This is a genomic window from Curvibacter cyanobacteriorum (assembly GCF_028649475.1).
Lineage (GTDB): Bacteria > Pseudomonadota > Gammaproteobacteria > Burkholderiales > Burkholderiaceae_C > Curvibacter > Curvibacter cyanobacteriorum.
Window position 1 is genome coordinate 97,935 of record NZ_JAQSIP010000010.1, and the last position, 18,275, is coordinate 116,209.

Genomic DNA, 18,275 nt, shown 5'->3' on the forward strand with positions numbered 1-18,275 from the left:
CCCTGCCTCAAAACGGCCTCAAAACCACCTCAAGACGGCGGGGCCAGACGCGGCAGCACCACCACCGCCAGCAGCCCGCCACCCGCGGCGTTGCGCAACTGCAGACTGCCCTGGTGGCGCAGCGCGATGTCGCGCGCAATCGACAGCCCCAGACCGACCCCGCCATGGTGCCGGTTGCGTGAGCCTTCCACGCGGTAGAACGGCGCCATGACCCGCTCCAGTTCGGCCTCGGGCAGGCCCGGGCCGTGGTCACGCACCTCGATGCCCACCTCGTCCCCGGTGTCCCACAGGAACACCTCGGCCTGCCCGCCGTAGCGGATCGCATTGCCCACCAGGTTGCCCAGGCAGCGGCGCAGCGCGCTGGCCTGCACCCGCAAGGGCCCGGCCCGGCCATGCACGGGCACCCAATGGCCACAGGCCTGCTGGTCATCCGCCAGGCTGTCGACCAGGGCCTTGACGTCGAGCCACACCAGCGGCTCGGGGTCGGCCACGCCGCGCAGGTGGTCCAGCGTGGCGGTGATCATCTCGTCCATCTCCACGATGTCGCGGCCGAACTGGCGCCGGTCCTCGGCGTCCGCCAGGCTCTCGGCGCGCAGGCGCAGGCGGGTCAGTGGGGTGCGCAGGTCGTGCGACACGGCGGCCACAAAGCGGTCGCGCTCTTCAAGTTGCTGACGGATGCGGGCCTGCATCTGGTTGAACACCCGGCTGGCCTCCCGGCACTCGGTGGTGCCATCCTCGGGCAGGGGCGGGCGGTCGATGTTCTGCCCCAGTTCGCGCGCCGCCGAGGCGAGCCGGTCAATCGGTTTGGACAGCCAGCGCGCTCCAACCCAGGCCGCCAGCATCAAGGCCAGTAGGCGCACCCCGATGTCCACCACCAAGCCCGCGTGAAAGCCGGGAGCGGGCCCTTCAGGCCGCGGCCCTGGCCCGGGACCCGGTCCGGGACCTTGCCTGGGGCCCCATTCAGGCGGCGCCCCGGCCGCAGCACTGGCCGGCGGGCCCATCAACGCCGGGGCCTCCGCGGACGGCGGCCCCGGCCGCAGGGTCACGGCTTGGCCTGGCGCCGGTTCGGGTGGGCGCGGCGGGCCGAGGCCCATCAGGTCATGCACCTCGAACATCAGCGTCAGCGCCAACACATGGCTGGCCAGCACCGCGACAAACAACAACAACGCCAGCCGGCCCAACAAGGACTTGGGCAGCCCCCGCTCCACCAGCACCCGCACCGCCTGGCGACAGCGCGGGTGAGCCCAGAAGGCTTGCCAACGCGAACGCCAAGCCCCGACCGTCGGCCGGGCCGCTGCCGGGCGCGGGGTCAGCGTTGCCATCCGACGTGGCCTTGCACCGAGCGCACGTTGAACAGGTAGCCCGCGCCACGCACCGTTTTGATGAGCCGGGGCTCGCGCGGGTCGTCGGAGAGTTTTTGCCGCAGGCGCGAGACCAGCAGGTCAATGCTGCGCTCGAAGGCATCCATGGCCCGGCCACGCGCCTGCTCCATCAGCTGGTCACGGCTGAAGATGCGGCGGGGGGTGGCCAAAAAGGTGCACAGCAAGCGGAACTCGGCGTTGGACAGCGGCACCACCACGCCGTCGGGCGTGATCAGGTGGCGCTCCATGCGGTACAGGGCCCAGCCGTCAAAGTGCACCACGTCCGACTCGACCGCCGGGGGCGCCGACGCCCCAGGCGCCAGGCGGCGCAGCACGGTCTGGATGCGGGCCACCAGTTCGCGCGGCTCGAAAGGCTTGCTCATGTAGTCATCGGCGCCCATCTCCAGGCCCAGCACCCGGTCGTAAGGGTTGCCACGGGCGGTCAGCATGATGATCGGGATGCGCGAGCGCGCGCGCAGCTCGCGCGCCAGCGCCAATCCGTCGGTGCCGGGGAGCATCAGATCCAGCACCACCAGGTCCACCGGGTGGGCACTGAGCTGGGCCCGCATCGCGTCGGCGTCCGAGGCGGCGTGAACCGTGAAGCCAAAACGGCCCAGGTACTGGACCAACAGCGTGGTGATGTCTGCATCGTCGTCCACCACCAGAATATGTTGCATGGGCAATCCAAGGGCAAAAGACGGCGAAGTGTAAGCAGCGCCCCGCGCCTGCAAGATCGAAATAAGGGTTCTTTACCGTTCTTTTTCAAGCCTTCAAAGAGGGCTTTGTACCCGCCCCGATACAGAACCGACAAACAGGCTTTACCGGCCCTGCCAAGAATGGAAACGGGTCCACGCCGGGCGGCTCCTGCCTTGAATGCCAAGCGCGCTGAAACCCATCACCCGATCGGAAGGAAGCACCATGACCGCCCTCAGCAGCGTCAACACCCACAGCAGCACCTGGTCCAGCAGCCCACCCCCACGGCCCGGCGGGGCGGGTCGCCTGGCCGAGAAGCTGATGTCGAAATTCGACACCGACAACAGCGACAGTGTGGACAGCACCGAGCTGCAAAGCCTGCTGGACGACGTGGCGCAAAAAACCGGCGTCAGCAGCACCAGCAGCGCCACCGACTTGCTGAGCGACCACGACAGCAACAGCGACGGCACCCTGAGCGGCGAAGAACTCGCACAGACCTTGCAGTCGGTCCTGCCCCCGCCCTCGACGCTGGAGTTTGCGCAATCGCGGGGGCCCCAGCGCAGCGGCGCCACGGGCGAAGCCGGCGACGACCTGTTCAGCCAGGTCGACAGCGACGGCAGCGGTTCGGTCAGCACAACCGAACTGCAGACCTTGCTCGAGAACATGTCGGGCAACACCGACAGCACCGCCAGCAGCAGCGAGGCCGAAGCCCTGTTCAAACAACTCGACAGCGACAGCGACGGCAGCCTGAGCAGCAGCGAGTTCGACGCCGGGCGGCCGTCAAACGAGGACCAGGCCAGCAGCAGCACCAGCACCGCCAGCGCCAACCGCCCCCCGCCGCCACCCGGTGGCCCGGGCGGCCCGGGCCGCGGCGGCAGCGCCAGCGACAGCAGCAGCCAAACCTACGACCCACTGGACACCAACGAAGACGGCGTGGTGTCGCTCGAAGAGCGGCTGGCCGCCAGCAGCAGTGGCAGCAGCGAGGCCAGCGCCAGCGATCCCTTGCAGGCGCTGTTCGACACCCTTGACAGCAACCAGGACGGCAGCATCAGCGCCAGCGAGACCGATGAATTTGTCACCCAGCTCAGCGCGCAGCTCGACAGCCTGAACCGCAGCGAGGCATCCGCCGACAGTGGCTCGGCCAGCGGCAGCGGCACCAGCAGCGAGGACAGCAGCGCGACGCCGCCGGCGCAGGATTGGCTTCAACTGGTGCAGGCCGCCCGCCGCGAGTACCAGGCCCACTCGCAGGCCTGGAGCGCGCCAGTCAACCGCTTCAGCGAGCGGGTCTGACGCCTGACAGGCAGCCCCATCACCGGCGCCGCGCGCCCGGCCGCCACCGCGGCAAGGCCACGGTCATCCCACAGCGCTGGGCCTGACACGGCCCCTAGCCATCCAGGCCATGCCGAAGCCGGCCCGGCGGGGCAGGCTCAGCCCTGGGCCAGCAGGCGCGCCACCACCGAGGGGTAGAGCCGGTGCTCCTGGCTCAGCACCCGGGCTGCCAGGCGCTCGGGCGTGTCGCCGGCCACGATGGGCACCACAGCCTGGCCCAGGATTTGCCCGTGGTCCAGCACCGCGGTCACGCGGTGCACCGTGGCCCCCGCCACAGCGCAGCCCGCCTCGATGGCCCGGCGGTGGGTGTCCAACCCGGTGAAGGCGGGCAGGAGCGAGGGGTGGATGTTGATCAAACGGCCTTCGTAGCGGGCCACGAAACCGGGGGTCAGGATGCGCATGAAACCGGCCAACAGCACCCAGCTGGGCTGATGGCCGTCGATCACCTGCGCGAGCGCCGCATCAAAGGCTTCGCGCGACTCAAAATCACGGTGACTCAAGACCGCCGTGGCCAGGCCTTGCTCGCGCGCCCAGGCCAGGCCTGCCGAATCCGCGCGGTTGCTGATCACGGCGCTGATGCGGGCGCCCCAGCGCTGTTCCCAGCCTTCGCGCCGGGCAGCCTCCACCAAGGCCCGCATGTTGGAGCCGCCGCCGGAAATCAGAATCACGATGTTTTTCATGGGGTCAGAACCAGACCCGGCGCAGCCCGGGTCCTTCAGGAACAACCCGCGATTATCTCAGGCGTGGGCTCATGGCGCGGCACCCAGCGCCTGCAGTTCGGGCGACAGGCCCTGCCAGCGCGTGAAGAAGCCCGCGGCCGAGCGCCCCGCCCCGGCCGGGGCCTGCCCCCCCAGCAGCACGCGCAGGCCCGCCTGCACGCTGTCGATCACCGGCACCGGCACGGTGTCCTGCAACAGCGCCGCCTGCCCCGCCAGCCCCGCCCCCCCGAGCACCACGCTTTGCACGCCCCACTGGGCCACCGCCTCCCGGCAGGCCTGAGCCAGCAGCGCGCGCGCCGCCAGCGGGTTGGCCGCCATCTCGGCCCCGCTGGGTGCCACCGTGTGGATGCCGGCCAGCGCCTCGGCGTAGCCCAGTTGTTGCGCCAGCCGTTGCAACATCGGCGCCCAGCGCGCCCCGCCGGTCACGATGGCAAAGCGGCCCAGGCGCCGCGCCTCGATGAACGACGCCTCGGCCAGCCCCGTCACCGGCACCGGGCTGGCCTCGCGCAGCGCCAGCAGCCCGGGGTCGCCAAAGCAGGCCAGCAACACCGCCTGCGGCGCGGGCTCGGGGACCGCCAGTGCAGCGGCCCAGGCGTCCAGCGCCGAGTGCGCGGCCACCGCATAGCTGGCCTCGCAACTGATGTAGGGTGCCCCCAGCCGCGCAGTCACCGCCCGCAGCTGCCAGCCCTGCGCCTGGGCGACCGGCTGGGCATGGCGGCACAGCAGGTCAGTGACCGAGGCCGAGGTGTTGGGGTTGATGATCAGCAAGTGGCCCAGCGGGCCGGCGTCGGAGGACAAGGCGGTGTTCATGCCTGGGCCAAAGCACAAGGCGTACCAGCCCCCGGGGTCCACGTGGATGTCCACCAAGGTGCCCGGGCTGGGTCGGCCCTGCCCGCCGCGGCGCCAGGCCCGCTCCACCCTGCGGCGCAGGCACAATGACAGCGCACTTTAGAGCCCTGAACCCCATGCCCCTGCGCCCCCTCACCCCCACCGAAGCCCGCGTGCTTGGCACGCTGATGGAAAAAGCCCGCACCGTGCCCGACAGCTACCCGCTGACGCTGAACGCGGTGGTCTCGGGCAGCAACCAAAAGACCAGCCGTGAACCGCTGATGCAGTTGAGCGACGCCGAGGCCCAGGAGGCCCTGGACGAACTCAAGCGCCTGTCGCTGGTGATCGAATCCAGCGGCGGTCGCGCGTCGCGTTACGAACACAATTTCAGCCGGGTGCTGGGCGTGCCCGACCAGTCCGCGGCCCTGCTGGGCCTGCTGATGCTGCGTGGCCCCCAAACCGCGGGCGAGTTGCGCATCAACAGCGAACGCTGGCACCGCTTTGCCGACATCTCGTCGGTCGAGGCCTTCCTCGACGAATTGCAAGAGCGCTCGGCCGACAAAGGCGGTCCGCTGGTGCAAAAGCTGCCGCGGGCCCCGGGCGCGCGCGAACAGCGCTGGGCCCACCTGCTGTGCGGCCCGGTGGACGAGGCCTGGCTGACCCCCTCGGCCCCGGCCAACGCCCCGTCCGGCGGGGGCGCCGCGGCCCCAGCCGCGCTGCAGGCCCGGGTCGATCAACTGGAAGCCGAGGTGGCCAGCCTGCGCAGCGAACTCAATCACCTCTGCGAGCAACTGGGTTTGTCGCGCCCCGGACAGGAATAGGCGAACGATCGTGCTAAAAAATGGGGCGAGAGGCCAGTGTTGATCTGGTCCGGCGTCAAACCGCTTCTTTCGGAGACAACCCCCATGGATTTGGCATTCACCCCTGAAGAACAGAAGTTCCGCGAAGACATTCGCGCCTGGGTCAAAGAGAACCTTCCCGCAGACCTGGCCCACAAGGTCCACAACGCCTTGCGCCTGACGCGCGACGACATGCAGCGCTGGGCCAAGATCCTGGGCAAAAAGGGCTGGCTGGGCCATGCCTGGCCCAAGGAATTCGGCGGCCCGGGCTGGAACGCGGTGCAAAAGCACCTGTTTGAAGAAGAATGCGCCCTCGCCGGCGCCCCGCGCGTGGTGCCCTTCGGCCCGGTGATGGTGGCCCCGGTGATCATGGCCTTCGGCAATGCCGAACAGCAGCAACGCTTCTTGCCGGGCATTGCCAGCGGTGAGGTGTGGTGGAGCCAAGGCTACAGCGAACCGGGCTCGGGCTCGGACCTGGCCTCGGTCAAGACGCGCGCCGAGCGCCGTGGCGACAAGTACATCGTCAACGGCCAAAAGACCTGGACCACCCTGGGCCAGTACGGCGAATGGATCTTCTGCCTGGTGCGCACCAGCAACGAAGGCAAGCCGCAAACCGGCATCAGCTTCTTGCTGATCGACATGAAATCGCCCGGCGTCACCGTGCGCCCGATCAAGCTGCTCGACGGCGATCACGAGGTCAATGAAGTCTGGTTCGACAACGTCGAAGTCCCGGTCGACAACCTCATCGGCGAAGAAAACAAAGGCTGGACCTACGCCAAGCACCTGCTGAGCCACGAGCGCACCAACATCGCCGACGTGAACCGCGCCAAGCGCGAACTGGAACGCCTCAAGCGCATTGCCAAGGCCGAGGGGGTGTACGACGACGTGCGCTTCCGCGACGAGATCGCCAAGCTCGACGTTGAAGTCGTGGCCCTCGAAATGCTGGTGCTGCGCGTGCTGTCGGCCGAGAAGTCGGGCAAGAACTCGCTCGACATCGCCGGCCTGCTCAAGATCCGCGGCAGCGAACTGCAACAGCGTTACAGCGAACTCATGATGCTCGCGGCCGGCCCCTACGCCCTGCCCTACATCCACGAAGCGATGGACGCGGGCTGGCAAGGCGACCACGTGGGCGCGGCCCACTGCGCCCCGCTGGCATCGACCTACTTCAACATGCGCAAGACCACCATCTACGGCGGTTCCAACGAAGTGCAACGCAACATCGTCGCCCAGACGGTGCTGGGCTGAGAGGAGACACACATGGATTTCGACTTCACCGACGACCAAGAGCAACTGCGCGACGCGGTGCGCAAATGGGTTGACAAGGGCTACGACTTCGAGCGCCGCCGCGGCATCGTGAATGCCGGCGGCTTCTCGCGCGAGGCCTATGGCGAAATCGCTGAACTGGGCCTGACCGGCCTGTACGTGCCCGAGGCCGATGGCGGCCTGGGCATGGGCCCGGTCGAAGGCATGGTGGTGATGGAGGAGCTGGGCCGCGGCATCGTGCTCGAACCCTTCAGCCAAAGCCTGATCGCCGGCGGCGTGCTGGCCAATTACGCCCCCGCCGACGTCAAGGCCGCCTGGCTGCCGCGCGTCGCCTCGGGCGAGGCCCTGGTGGTGCTGGCCTACCAGGAGCGCCAGGCCCGCTACCGCCTCGACGCCACCCAAGCCACCGCCACAGCGGCCGGCCAGGGCTTCACCGTCAGTGGCCAGAAAAGCGTGGTCGCCGCCGGTGACCAGGCCGACGCCTACCTGGTGCCCGCGCAGCTGGACGGGCAGACCGCCCTGTTCCTGGTCGAGCGCAGCGCCACCGGCGTCAGCACCCAGGGCTACTCGACCCAGGACGGCGGCCGTGCCGCCGAGGTGCGCTTTGCCAACAGCCCGGCCACCCTGGTGACCCGCCAGGGTCAGCTGGCGCTGGAGCACGCGGTGGACATCGGCATTGCCGCCGCCTGCGCCGAAGCCGTGGGGGTGATGGACAAGACCCTGGCCGTGACCGTCGACTACATGAACACGCGCAAGCAGTTCAACGTCGTGATCTCCAGCTTCCAGGCCCTGCGCCACCGCGTCGCCGACATGAAGATGCAGCTCGAACTGGCCCGCTCGATGAGCTACTACGCCTCGCTGCGCCTCAACGCCCCGGCCGAGGAACGCCGCCTGGCGATGGCGCGCGCCAAGTACCAGCTGGGCCAGTCGATGCGCTTTGTCGGCCAGCAAGCCGTGCAGCTGCACGGCGGCATCGGCGTCACCGACGAGTACATCGTGAGCCACTACTTCAAGAAGCTGACCCAGCTCGAAATCAGCTTCGGCGACAGCCTGCACCAACTGGGCGAGGTGTCGCAGCGCATGCACGACACCGCAGGCGTGTTCGCCTGAGTCCCCGGCGGGCTGGTCAGCGACCGCCCGCCCAGGGGCCGGCCACCGGGACCTGGTACCGGGACCTGACACGGGCACGTCAAACACCGGCCTCACACTGCCCTGACCCAGGGCCCGCCCCACGGAGCGGGCCATTTTTGTTTCTGGAGCTCCCCATGCACCCCATCAGTTCACGCCGTCGCTTCCTGGGCCTGGCCCTGGGCGCCGCGGCCCTGGCCACCGGCTGCGCCGCTGTCGGCAGCGGCAAGCCCTCGCTGAGCCAACGTCCGCCGGTCGTCTTTGTGCACGGCAACGGTGACACCGCCGCGCTGTGGCAGACCACGGCCTGGCGCTTCGAATCCGAAGGCTGGCCGGCCGACCGCCTGCATGCCATCGACCTGCCCTACCCGCTGTCGCGCGATGTCGACGCGGTGGCCCAGCCCGGCCGCACCTCGGCCGCTGAACACATGGCCTACCTGAAAGCCGAAGTGGAACGCGTGCTCGCCGCCACGGGCGCATCGCAGGTGGTGCTGATCGGCAACTCGCGCGGCGGCAATGCGATCCGCAACTACATCCAGAACGGCGGTGGCGCCGACAAGGTGAGCCACGCCATCCTCGGGGGCACGCCGAACCATGGCGTGTGGGCCGTGGCGGGGGTGCGCGAAGGCAACGAATTCTCGGGCACCGGGCCCTTTTTGACCGCCCTCAATGCGCCCAAGAACGCTGCCGGTGACGAGGTCACCGGCCCGGTGCGCTGGATGACCATCCGCTCCGACAACAACGACAAGTACGCCGTGCCCGAGGGCCGCTGGATCGGCATGCCGGGCCAGCCCACGGGCGTGACCGCCGCGGGCCCCGAGCTGAAGGGCGCCACCAACGTGGTGATCCCGCGCATCGATCACCGCGAGACCTCGTACTCGCGCCCGGCGTTTGAGGCCATGTGGCGCTTCCTGACGGGCGAGGCCCCGCGCCAGCACGGCATCGTGGTGCAGGCCCGGCCAGTGCTGCAAGGCAAGGTCACGGGCCTGGGCGTGAACCCGCTGGACCCCAAGACCGGCAACTTCAGCAGCAACCTGCCGCTGCCCGGGGCACGCGTCGAGGTGTTTGCGGTGAACCCCGAGACCGGCCGCCGCCAGGGTGCCGCGGTGCACCAGAAAACCGTCGGCAGCGATGGCTTGTGGGGCCCGTTCACGGCCGAGGCCGGCCAGCCCTATGAGTTCGTGATCAGCGCCCCCGGCTACGCCACCACCCACATCTACCGCAGCGCCTTTGCGCGCGGCAGCGACTGGGTGCACCTGCGCGCCGAGCGCCTGACGCCGACCGACAGCACTGCCGGCAGCGTGCTGGTCTACACCCGCCCGCGCGGCTACTTTGACCCCAGCCGCGACAGCCTGAGCCTGGACGGCAGCAGCACCCTGCCCGGCGTGCCCGCCACGGGCACGGCGGGTTTCTCCAGCAGCCGCCTGGTGCTGGCCCCGGCCCCGCTGCGCTCGGTCAAGGCCGAGTTCAACGGCGAGGTGCTGGTGGGCCTGAACTGGCCCGCCAACGAGCAGCACCTGGTGGTGCTCGAACTCACTTACTGAGGCCCCGCAGCGCCCCCCCAAGCCGGGGCCGGCCGGGCTGGGGGCCGCGCCACCCGACGTGGGGGCGCGGCGGGCCCGGCGGCCTGCACAGCCCCCATCCCAGGGCGCGGGCCGAAGCGGGTGCCAAATCCGCGAGAATCAGCGACTTTCCTGTTTTTGAACTTTCATTGTTGCCATGACCGACGCTGCCTCCCCCGCCAAGCCCGCCCTGCCCGACCACCTGTCCATCGACCCGCGCAGCCCGCACCATGTGGCCGCCGTGTTCGAGCATGACATTGGCATCCACTTCAACGGCAAAGAGCGCTTTGACGTCGAGGAGTACTGCATCAGCGAAGGCTGGATCAAGGTGCCCGCCGGCAAGACCGTGGACCGCAAGGGCCGCCCGCTGCTGATCAAGCTCAGCGGCCGCGTCGAAGCCTTCTACCGCTGACGCCAGCGCCGCCGCCACACCCTGCCGCCCTGGCCCGCCGGGCCTGCGGGCCGCTCACCTGGCTCACGGCCCGGGGGCATCGGGCGGCGACCACGAGCCGTAGGGGGTGGACTGGCTGCGGTTCTCATCGACCGCCAGCACCCGCCCCACAAAGGGGAAGGCCCGCTGGGCGCAGGCGGGCCGCTCGCACACCTTGCAGCCCATGCCGATCGGGGTGGCGGCCTCGGGGTCGCTGAGGTCCAGGCCCTTGGCATAGACCAGGCGATCCGCGTGCCGCGCATCGCAGCCCAGACCCATCGCAAAAGACCGCCGCGGCGACCCGTACCCGGCCTCGCCCTGGCTGCTGCTGTGCGCCACCCACAGGTAGCGGCGCCCATCGGGCATGGCCGCCAGTTGCGCGAGAAACTGCCCCGGGCGTGAGAACGCCTCGTACACATTCCACAGCGGGCAGGTGCCGCCCATGCGGCTGAAGTGGAAGTGGGTGGCCGACTGCCGCTTGGAGATGTTGCCCGCGCGGTCCACCCGCACAAAAAAGAACGGCACGCCGGGCGCCCCCAGGCGCTGCATCGTGCTCAGGCGGTGGCACACCGTCTCCAGCCCCACCTGGAAGCGCTTGCTGAGCCGCTCGATGTCGTAGCGGCAGCTTTCGGCCGCCTGCAGGAACTCGCCATACGGCAGCAAAAATGCCCCCGCAAAGTAATTGGCCAGGCCCACCCGGGCCAGCCGCCGCGCGGGTTCATTGTGGGTGAACGGCGGCACCTGGATCAAGGCATCGATGTCGGCCGAAAACGCCTGCAAGGCGAGCTGGGTCGCCATCTGGAAGGCCCGCTGCGCGGGCGCCAGATCGGCCGACAAGGTCAGCACACGGGTCTGCGGGTCGAAGCTGCGCTTGCTGCCCTCCGCCGCCCAGCGCAGGCGCACCCCCAGGCCCCCCAGCCGCTGCTCCAGCCAGGCCACAGCGCCCCAGGACGAGACCTTGGCCTCGGCGGCGCACTGCTCGGCCGCCCGGTCCAGCGGGTCGAAATGGTTCTGGTGGGCAAAGAAGAAATCGCGCACCAGCTCAAATGGCTGGCTGACGATGGGCTCGGGGCTGGCACGCTCGTCCCCCAGCTGCGACGACAGTGTCTCCAGGCGCTCCAGCAGCGCGTGCTGGCGCCGGTAGAGGTCGATCACCGCCCGTGCCAGGCCCGGCATCTGCGCGGCCACCTCTTGCAGCTCGGGCAGGGAGATCGGCTCGGCGGCGTCGGCCAGCGCTTCTTTGAGCCCGGCCAGCAGGCGCGCCTCATCGTCCTCCGAGAACTGTTGCAGGTCGACGCCCAAGGCACGGCTGAGCTTGAGCAGAACCGGCACCGTGAGCGGCCGCTGGTTCTGCTCGATCTGGTTCAGGTAGCTGGGCGACAGGCCCAACGCCTGGGCCAGCGCGATCTGGGTCATGCCGCGCTCTGCGCGCAGTTTGCGCAGCTTCACGCCCATGAAGGTTTTTCTCATGGCAGGTCGACTCCCGTGGCCGGTGGCCGGACTGAGCTTCGCTCGGTTCGCATGGTGTGAATGATTCGCAAAATTTGCAAAATCCCTTTTTTCGTTCGCAAATCTTCGCCAATTCAGTGGTTTCAGAGGGACCTCATTTTGCGTAAATTGCGAAACATGACAAGCCCCTCCCGAACCGTTGAACTGCGCGAACTGGTGCTGCCCGCCCTCGCCAACCACCACGGCACCCTGTTCGCCGGGCACGGGCTGCAACTGCTGGCCAAGGCCGCCTTTCTGGCGGCCCGCCAGCAGGCCCAGGGCGAGGTGGTGATGGCCCGCGTCAGCGGCCTGGACTTCCTGGCCCCCGTGCCGGTGGGTCACCAGCTGCGGCTGCGCGCCTGGGTCAGCCGGGTGGGCCGCAGCTCGATGACGGTCTGCGTGAGCGCGCAGGCCGACGCCCCGGGACAGGCCCCCGCGCCTGCCCTCCAAGGCTTTTTTGAAATGGTGGCGGTGGACGGCTGCGGCCGCCCCCTGGCCCTCGATCGTTTTGACATCCCACAGGAGACCTCCGCATGAACGCTGCCCTCGCCCTCGCCACGCCCGCTTTGGCCCCCGCCTTCACCCCCAAGAAATCCGTCGCCCTGTCGGGCACCGCGGCGGGCAACACCGCCCTCTGCACCGTGGGGCGCAGTGGCAATGACCTGCATTACCGGGGCTACAACATCCTCGACATCGCGACCCGCTGCGAGTTCGAGGAGGTGGCCCACCTGCTGGTGCACGGCAAGCTGCCCAATGGCGCCGAGTTGAACGCCTACAAGGCCAAGCTGAAAGCGCTGCGCGGCCTGCCCTCGGCGGTCAAAGCCGCGCTGGAGCCGCTGCCCCCCTCGACCCACCCGATGGATGTGATGCGCACCGGCGTCTCGGTGCTGGGCTGCGTGAAGCCCGAGAAGGACGACCACAACCCGCCCGGGGCGCGGGACATCGCCGACAAGCTGATGGCCTGCATGGCTTCGATGCTGCTGTACTGGTACCACTTTGCCTACAACGGCAAGCGCATCGAGGTGGAGACCGATGACGACTCGATCGGCGGCCACTTCCTGCACCTGCTGCACGGTCAGGCCCCCTGCGCGTCCTGGGTGCGCGCCATGCACACGTCGCTGATCCTGTATGCCGAACACGAGTTCAACGCCTCGACCTTCGCCTCCCGCGTGGTGGCAGGCACCGGTTCGGACCTGTATTCGGCCATCTGCGGCGGCATCGGTGCCCTGCGCGGTCCCAAGCACGGGGGCGCCAACGAGGTGGCTTTCGAGATCCAAAAACGCTACCAGCACCCCGATGAAGCCGAGGCCGACATCCGCGCCCGGGTGGCCCGCAAAGAGGTGGTGATTGGCTTTGGTCACCCGGTCTACACCGTCAGCGACCCGCGCAACGGCGTCATCAAACAGGTGGCGCGCGAACTGTCGCTGGCACAGGGCCACACCAAGATGTTCGACATTGCCGAACGCCTGGAGTCCGTGATGTGGGAGGTCAAAAAAATGTTCCCCAACCTCGACTGGTTCAGCGCCGTCAGCTACCACCTGATGGGCGTGCCCACCGACATGTTCACGCCCTTGTTCGTGATCGCGCGCACCTCGGGCTGGTCGGCCCATGTGATCGAGCAGCGCGAGGACGGCAAGATCATCCGCCCCAGCGCGCAGTACATCGGGCCTGAGAATCAGGTGTTCGTGCCCCTGTCGCAACGCCCCTGAAGCCCCTGTCCAAACTCCCCGGCCCACCGATGCCTCAGCCCACGCACCCCATGTCCCGCTACCGAAAACCCCTGCCCCACACCGCCCTGGACTACATCGACGCCCGCGCTGCGGTCGAATCCCTGGCGCCCGGCGCCTGGTCCACCCTGCCCTACACGGCCCGCATCCACGCCGAGAACCTGGTCCGCCGGGCCGACGCCGACAGCGCCGAGGCGGGCCTGCGCCAGATCATCGAACGGCGGCGCGAGCGTGACTTTCCGTGGTACCCCGCCCGCGTGGTGTGCCACGACATCCTGGGCCAGACCGCCCTGGTCGACCTGGCGGGGCTGCGCGACGCCATCGCCCAGCAAGGCGGTGACCCGGCCGCCGTGAACCCGGTGGTGCCGGTGCAACTGATCGTGGACCACTCGCTGGCGGTGGAGTGCGGTGGCGCCGACCCGCAGGCCTTTGCCAAGAACCGCGCCATCGAGGACCGCCGCAACGAGGACCGCTTCCACTTCATCGAATGGACGCGCAAGGCGTTCTCCAATGTGGACGTGATCCCGGCGGGCAACGGCATCATGCACCAGATCAACCTGGAGAAAATGTCGCCCGTGGTGATGGTGCAAGACGGCCTGGCCTTCCCCGACACCTGCGTCGGCACCGACAGCCACACCCCCCATGTGGATGCGCTGGGGGTGATCGCGGTGGGCGTCGGAGGCCTGGAAGCCGAGAACGTGATGCTGGGCCGGGCCTGCTGGATGCGCCTGCCCGAGATGGTGGGTGTGCAACTCTGTGGCCAGCGCCCGCCTGGCACCACCGCCACCGACCTGGCACTGGCGCTGACCGAGTTCCTGCGCGCCCAGAAAGTGGTCGGGGCCTATGTGGAATTTGCCGGGCCCGGGGCCGAGAGCCTGTCCATCGGCGACCGTGCCACCATCTCCAACATGTGCCCCGAATACGGCGCCACGGCCGCGCTGTTCGCCATCGACGCACAGACCCTCGACTACCTGCGCCTCACCGACCGCAGCCCGCAGCAGATCCAGACCGTGGAGGCCTACGCCAAGGCCGCCGGCCTGTGGCACACCGACCTGGCGCAAGCCCAGTACGACCGGGTCTTGCACTTTGACCTGTCCCGCCTGGTGCGCAACCTGGCTGGTCCCTCCCACCCGCACCGGCGCCTGCCCACCAGCGACCTGGTGGCGCGCGGCATCGCGGGGACCGAAGCGCTGGCCCAGGCACGGGCCCAGGAGGCCCAGGGCCTGCTGCCCGAGGGCGCGGTGATCATCGCGGCCATCACCAGCTGCACCAACACCAGCAACCCGCGCAACGTCATTGCCGCCGGCTTGCTGGCGCGTCGGGCGCGCCGCCTTGGCCTGGTGAGCAAGCCCTGGGTCAAGACGTCGCTGGCCCCCGGCTCCAAGGCCGTGGCGCTGTACCTGGAGGAGGCCGGCTTGCTGGCCGACCTGGAGGCGCTGGGCTTTGGCATCGTCGGCTTTGCCTGCACCACCTGCAACGGCATGAGCGGCGCCCTGGCGCCCGAGATCCAGCGCGAGATCACCGAGCGCCAGCTGTTCACCACCGCCGTGCTGTCGGGGAACCGCAATTTCGACGGTCGCATCCACCCCAGCGCCCAGCAGGCCTTCCTGGCCTCGCCACCGCTGGTGGTGGCCTACGCGATCGCGGGCACCATCCGCTTTGACATCGAGCGCGACGTGCTCGGCGTGGCCCAGGGGCGCGACATCCGCTTGCAGGACCTGTGGCCCAGCGACGCGGAGATCGACGCGGTCGTTGAGTCGGCGGTGAAGCCCGCACACTACCGGGCGGTGTACCAGCCCATGTTTGCCCGCGCAGTCGACGCGGGGCCCCCGGTGTCCCCCCAGTTCGACTGGCGCCCGCAATCCACCTATATTCGCCGGCCGCCCTACTGGGACACCGAGGGCGTGGGCGCGCTGGCCGCCACGCCGCGCACCCTGCAAGGCTTGCGCCCGCTGGCCCTGCTGCCCGACAACATCACCACCGATCACCTGTCGCCGTCCAACGCCATCCTGCCCGATTCGGCGGCAGGCGAGTACCTGCGCCGCATGGGCCTGCCCGAAGAAGACTTCAACTCCTACGCCACCCACCGCGGCGACCACCTGACCGCCCTGCGGGCCACCTTCGCCAACCCCACCTTGCGCAATGAGATGGTGCGCGAGCCCGACGGCACGGTGCGCGCAGGGGCTTGGGCCCGCGTGGAGCCCGAGGGCCGCGTGCTGCGCATGTGGGAGGCCATCGAGACCTACCTGAACCGCCGCCAGCCGCTGATCATCGTGGCCGGCGCCGACTATGGGCAAGGCTCCAGCCGCGACTGGGCCGCCAAGGGCGTGCGCCTGGCAGGGGTTGAATGCGTGGTGGCCGAAGGCTTTGAACGCATCCACCGCACCAACCTGATCGGCATGGGCGTCTTGCCGCTGGCGTTCCACCCGGGCACCACGCGCCTGACGCTGGGCCTGGACGGCAGCGAGACCTACTCGGTGGACGGGGCGCTGGCCCCGGGCGCCGAGTTGACCCTGGTGGTCACGCGCCGCGATGGCGCGGCGCTGCGCGTGCCGGTCCGATGCCGCCTCGACACCGCCGAAGAGCTCTCGGTCTACCAGGCCGGCGGCGTGTTGCAACGGTTTGCCCAGGATTTCCTGGCCGAGAAACAAGGAGCCCCCGCATGAGCCATGTGCCCCAGATCCGAATCCCCGCCACCTACCTGCGAGGCGGCACCAGCAAAGGGGTGTTTTTCAGGCTGCAGGACCTGCCCGCACCCGCGCAGCAGCCCGGTCGGGCGCGCGACCGCCTGCTGCAGCGCGTGATCGGCAGCCCCGACCCCTACGGCAAGCAAACCGACGGCCTGGGCGGCGCCACGTCGTCAACGTCCAAAGCCGTGATCGTCGCCCCCGCCAGCGTGCCCGACCACGACGTGGACTACCTCTTCGCGCAGATCGCCATCGACCGCGATGTGGTCGACTGGACCGGCAACTGCGGCAACCTGTCCGCCGCCGTGGGCCCGTTTGCCATCGCCCAGGGCCTGGTGCCTGCGCACCGGGTGCCGCACGACGGGGTGTGCACGGTGCGCATCTGGCAGGCCAACATCCGCAAGACCATCGTGGCCCAGGTCCCGATGCGCCAGGGGCAGGTGCAGGAGACCGGCGACTTCGAGCTCGACGGCGTGACCTTCCCGGCCGCCGAGGTGGCGTTGGCGTTCATGGACCCCGCCGAAGACGGTGACGACGGCGGCGCCCTGTTCCCGACCGGCCAGGTGGTGGACACCCTGGACGTGCCCGGTGTGGGGCGCTTCCAGGCCACCCTCATCAACGCGGGCATCCCCACGGTGTTCTTGAACGCGGCCGAACTGGGCTGGCGCGGCACCGAGTTGCAGGCGGACCTCAATGGCGATGCGATCGCGCTGGCCCGGTTTGAAACGATCCGCGCCCATGCGGCCCAGCGCATGGGCCTGATCCAGGATTTGAGCGAGGCCGCCCAACGCCAGCACACGCCCAAGATCGCCTTTGTGGCCCCGCCCGCCGACTACACCGCCTCCAGCGGCCAGAGGGTGCACGCCCGCGACATCGACCTGCTGGTGCGCGCGCTGTCCATGGGCCAGTTGCACCACGCCATGATGGGCACCGCGGCGGTGGCCATCGGTGCGGCGGCGGCCATCCCGGGCACGCTGGTCAACCTGGCGGCCGGCGGGGGGACGCGTGAGGCGGTGCGCTTCGGCCACCCCTCGGGCACCCTGCGCGTCGGCGCCCAGGCCGAGCAACGCGGTGGGCAGTGGGTGATCACCCAGGCCCAAATGAGCCGCAGCGCCCGGGTCTTGATGGAGGGCTGGGTGCGCGTGCCCGGCGACAGCTTCTGAAGGCCGCGCCCACCGTCACGCTCCCAATCCCCCCCCCATCACACGGCGCACACACACCGCCCCGCCCCGTCACACCGCACACCGCCCGGGCGCTGGACGCCCGCCCTTTTTTCATTCACCTTGGCTCACTGCCCCATGTCCACCCGCCAACAACTCAAACAACTCGTCGAAGCCCGCCGTGGCCTGATCGTGCCGGGCGCCTTCAACGCCCTGTCGGCCAAGGTCATTGAAGACCTGGGCTTCCAGGCCCTGTACGTGACCGGGGCCGGTGTCACCAACATGTGGTTCGGCCTGCCCGACCAGGGTTTCATGGGCCTGGCCGACATCGCCGACCACACGGCCCGCATCCGCGACGCCGTGAGCCTGCCCCTGCTGGTCGATGCCGACACCGGCTTTGGCAATGCGCTCAACGTCTACCACACGGTGCGCACGCTCGAACGGGCGGGCGCCGACTGCATCCAGCTCGAAGACCAGGTGGCCCCCAAGCGCTGTGGCCATTTCGCGGGCAAGGAGGTCATCTCGACCGAAGAAGCGGTCAACAAGATCAAGGCCGCGGTGGACGCGCGACGCGACCCCGACCTGCTCATCATGGCGCGCACCGACGCCGCGGCCACCCACGGCTTTGAAGCCGCCGTCGAACGGGCACAGCGCTTCGCCGAGGCCGGGGCCGACCTCCTGTTCGTCGAGGCCGTGACCCAGGCCGACGAGGTGCGCGCCCTGCCGCAGCGCCTGGCCAAGCCCCAGCTCATGAACATGGTGATCGGCGGGCGCACCCCAATCTTCAACGCCCAACAGCTGGGCGAGCTGGGCTATGGCATCGTGCTCTACGCCAACGCGGCGCTGCAAGGCGCGGTGGCCGGTATGCAGAAGGCCTTGACCGTGCTGCGCGACGAGCAGGAGGTGCAGGAATCCAGCGGCCTGGTCACCCCGTTTGCCGAGCGCCAGCGCCTGGTCGGCAAGCCCGGCTGGGACGCACTGGAGAAGCGCTTCAGCTGAGCAGCCCCCCGGCGGGGGCCCTCGCCTGCGGCAGCGGCAGCGCCTCCCCGGCCGCGCCGCCC

At 69.4% G+C, this 18,275-nt stretch carries 16 protein-coding genes; 11 read left to right on the forward strand and 5 right to left on the reverse strand.

The window, feature by feature from the left end; all coding sequences use genetic code 11:
- Positions 1-29 precede the first annotated feature (29 nt).
- Together PSQ40_RS18270 and PSQ40_RS18275 are read right to left on the reverse strand one after the other, a co-directional pair.
- A complete protein-coding gene (locus PSQ40_RS18270) occupies positions 30-1,322 on the reverse strand; it encodes an ATP-binding protein (protein WP_273953321.1) in 1,293 nt (430 codons plus the stop codon).
- A complete protein-coding gene (locus PSQ40_RS18275; RefSeq protein WP_273953322.1) occupies positions 1,310-2,038 on the reverse strand; it encodes a response regulator in 729 nt (242 codons plus the stop codon). The genes PSQ40_RS18270 and PSQ40_RS18275 overlap by 13 nt, the downstream gene beginning before the upstream one ends.
- A gap of 241 nt (positions 2,039-2,279) precedes the next feature.
- Here PSQ40_RS18275 and xopAW point away from each other — a divergent pair, with 241 nt between their 5' ends.
- Positions 2,280-3,344: a XopAW family type III secretion system calcium-binding effector gene (gene xopAW, locus PSQ40_RS18280; protein WP_273953323.1), complete on the forward strand. Its 1,065-nt coding sequence runs from the start codon at positions 2,280-2,282 to the stop codon at positions 3,342-3,344.
- Between the two features lie 137 nt (positions 3,345-3,481).
- On the opposite strand, the gene purN is transcribed toward xopAW, so the two are convergent.
- Both purN and PSQ40_RS18290 read right to left on the reverse strand, forming a co-directional pair.
- Positions 3,482-4,063 carry a phosphoribosylglycinamide formyltransferase gene (purN, locus tag PSQ40_RS18285; protein ID WP_273953324.1) on the reverse strand — a complete coding sequence of 194 codons (582 nt, stop codon included), beginning with the start codon at positions 4,061-4,063 and terminating at the stop codon, positions 3,482-3,484.
- A gap of 69 nt (positions 4,064-4,132) precedes the next feature.
- A complete protein-coding gene (locus tag PSQ40_RS18290; RefSeq protein ID WP_273953379.1) occupies positions 4,133-4,879 on the reverse strand; it encodes an aspartate/glutamate racemase family protein in 747 nt (248 codons plus the stop codon).
- A gap of 188 nt (positions 4,880-5,067) precedes the next feature.
- On the opposite strand from PSQ40_RS18290, the gene PSQ40_RS18295 reads away from it, so the two are divergent.
- The 5 genes from PSQ40_RS18295 to PSQ40_RS18315 all read left to right on the forward strand — a co-directional run bounded on the left by PSQ40_RS18295 (position 5,068) and on the right by PSQ40_RS18315 (position 10,134).
- The gene (locus tag PSQ40_RS18295; RefSeq protein WP_273953325.1) at positions 5,068-5,751 is read left to right on the forward strand and encodes a YceH family protein; all 684 of its coding nucleotides are present in this window, start codon (positions 5,068-5,070) and stop codon (positions 5,749-5,751) included.
- A gap of 84 nt (positions 5,752-5,835) precedes the next feature.
- Positions 5,836-7,014, forward strand: a complete 1,179-nt coding sequence (locus PSQ40_RS18300) for an acyl-CoA dehydrogenase family protein (RefSeq protein ID WP_273953326.1) — start codon at positions 5,836-5,838, stop codon at positions 7,012-7,014.
- 12 nt (positions 7,015-7,026) lie between these two features.
- A complete protein-coding gene (locus tag PSQ40_RS18305; RefSeq protein ID WP_273953327.1) occupies positions 7,027-8,142 on the forward strand; it encodes an acyl-CoA dehydrogenase family protein in 1,116 nt (371 codons plus the stop codon).
- Between the two features lie 155 nt (positions 8,143-8,297).
- Positions 8,298-9,704, forward strand: coding sequence for an alpha/beta fold hydrolase (locus PSQ40_RS18310; RefSeq protein ID WP_273953328.1), 1,407 nt, complete (start codon positions 8,298-8,300; stop codon positions 9,702-9,704).
- Positions 9,705-9,879: 175 nt separating this feature from the next.
- On the forward strand, positions 9,880-10,134 hold the full coding sequence (locus PSQ40_RS18315) for a DUF3297 family protein (RefSeq protein ID WP_273928629.1): 255 nt from the start codon (positions 9,880-9,882) through the stop codon (positions 10,132-10,134).
- Positions 10,135-10,197: 63 nt separating this feature from the next.
- Here the strand turns inward: PSQ40_RS18315 and PSQ40_RS18320 are convergent, their stop codons facing one another.
- Positions 10,198-11,622: a short-chain fatty acyl-CoA regulator family protein gene (locus tag PSQ40_RS18320; RefSeq protein WP_273953329.1), complete on the reverse strand. Its 1,425-nt coding sequence runs from the start codon at positions 11,620-11,622 to the stop codon at positions 10,198-10,200.
- A gap of 156 nt (positions 11,623-11,778) precedes the next feature.
- Here PSQ40_RS18320 and PSQ40_RS18325 point away from each other — a divergent pair, with 156 nt between their 5' ends.
- The 5 genes from PSQ40_RS18325 (at position 11,779) to PSQ40_RS18345 (ending at position 18,213) form a co-directional block, all read left to right on the forward strand.
- Entirely contained in the window at positions 11,779-12,177 is a 399-nt protein-coding gene (locus PSQ40_RS18325; protein ID WP_273953330.1) for an acyl-CoA thioesterase, read from the forward strand.
- On the forward strand, positions 12,174-13,349 hold the full coding sequence (prpC, locus tag PSQ40_RS18330; protein ID WP_273953331.1) for a bifunctional 2-methylcitrate synthase/citrate synthase: 1,176 nt from the start codon (positions 12,174-12,176) through the stop codon (positions 13,347-13,349). The genes PSQ40_RS18325 and prpC overlap by 4 nt, the downstream gene beginning before the upstream one ends.
- A gap of 50 nt (positions 13,350-13,399) precedes the next feature.
- Entirely contained in the window at positions 13,400-16,033 is a 2,634-nt protein-coding gene (acnD, locus tag PSQ40_RS18335; protein ID WP_273953332.1) for a Fe/S-dependent 2-methylisocitrate dehydratase AcnD, read from the forward strand.
- Positions 16,030-17,217, forward strand: a complete 1,188-nt coding sequence (prpF, locus tag PSQ40_RS18340; protein ID WP_273953333.1) for a 2-methylaconitate cis-trans isomerase PrpF — start codon at positions 16,030-16,032, stop codon at positions 17,215-17,217. Before acnD ends, prpF begins: the two co-directional genes overlap by 4 nt.
- A 135-nt stretch (positions 17,218-17,352) precedes the next feature.
- Complete coding sequence (locus tag PSQ40_RS18345; protein ID WP_273953334.1) at positions 17,353-18,213, forward strand: isocitrate lyase/PEP mutase family protein; 861 nt, start codon at positions 17,353-17,355, stop codon at positions 18,211-18,213.
- Positions 18,214-18,275: the final 62 nt, after the last annotated feature.